Origin of the sequence: Kocuria tytonicola (genome assembly GCF_003687455.1) — a bacterium.
Taxonomy (GTDB): Bacteria; Actinomycetota; Actinomycetes; order Actinomycetales; family Micrococcaceae; genus Kocuria; species Kocuria tytonicola.
In genome coordinates this window covers 1-1,236 of the sequence record NZ_PHOA01000196.1, presented here as the reverse complement: position 1 = coordinate 1,236, position 1,236 = coordinate 1, and the positions used below count along the sequence as shown (strand labels likewise).

Genomic DNA, 1,236 nt, shown 5'->3' with positions numbered 1-1,236 from the left:
GAGCTCGGGGCGGCGGGAGATCTCCTCGCGCAGCGTGGCCCCCGGGACCCGCCACAGCTGCCCGGCCACGTGGTCCACGTCCTGGGGGCCGAGACCCAGCGCGAGCCCTGCATCCCGCACGGCGCCGCGGGAGCGGTAGGCGTTCTGCATGCTCATGAGGCTCACGCGCCGGGGCCCGAAGCGCGCGAAGATCCGGCGGTAGACGTCGTGGCGGCGGGCGCTCTCCATGTCGATGTCGATGTCCGGGAGGTTGGGGCGCAGCGGGGAGAGGAAGCGCTCGAACACGAGGTCGTACTCCAGCGGGTCCGCCGGGGAGATCCCGAGCAGGTGCACCACCAGGGAGGAGACCCCGGAGCCGCGGGCGGCGTGGCGCACCCCCAGGGAGGTCATGAGCTCGGAGACCTCTCCCACGGTGAGGAAGTAGCCCGCGAAGCCCAGCTGCGCGATCACGGCCAGTTCCCGTTCCAGGCGTCCCCGCAGGGACTCCCGGTTGAGGCCGGGGACGGTGCGGTCCCAGTCCTCCCCGCCGTGCAGCCGGGCGAGTCCGGCGTAGCAGCGCTGCGCGAGTTCGCGGTCCGGGTCCCCCCGCAGCCCGAGCACGGAGGCCTCGGGGATCACGGGGGTGTCCACGCCGAGGTCCTGCCGCAGGTCCAGGACGCAGCGCTGCGCCAGGTGGTGGGTGTCCTCGAGCAGCCCTGCCGCCCCGGTGCCCGGCACCTCGGCCGCGCTCGTGATCTCCCGCGCCAGCCGCGTCATGGCGTCCCCGTCCTTGAGCCACCCCTGGCCGTTGGGCTGCAGCACCCCGCGGTCCGCTCCCGCGAGCTCGTCCAGGGACATCAGGGTGCGTGCGGCGTCGAGGACGTCCGCGGTCACGGCCTGGCCCGGGTGGGCGTAGCGCACGGCGTTGCTGAGCACCACGGGCAGCTCCGCGGCCCGCCCGATCTCGTACATGCGCACGGCGTGGCCCGTGCCGAGGGGTGCCCCCTGGGGTGCCAGGTGGTGCACGGTCTCCACCACGAGGGTCTGGGCCGGCAGCCGGGAGCGCCAGCGGTTCAGGGCCTCCCGCGCACCCCGGTAGTGGCGGCGGGCCAGCAGCCTGCCCACGTCCGAGTCCGGGCCCACGAGCACCACGAGTCCCGGGGTGCCGCCGCGGGCCGCGCGGTGGACGTGACGGGCGAGCTGCGCGGCCGTGAGCCCGATGGGGTGGGGGCCGCGGCGGTCGTGGCCGCGGTGGGT

General features: G+C 75.5%; 1 pseudogene. It reads right to left on the bottom strand.

Annotated features, from left to right (window positions below):
• Positions 1-1,236, bottom strand: a pseudogene (locus CWC38_RS11800) (DNA polymerase III subunit alpha); the annotation flags it as partial.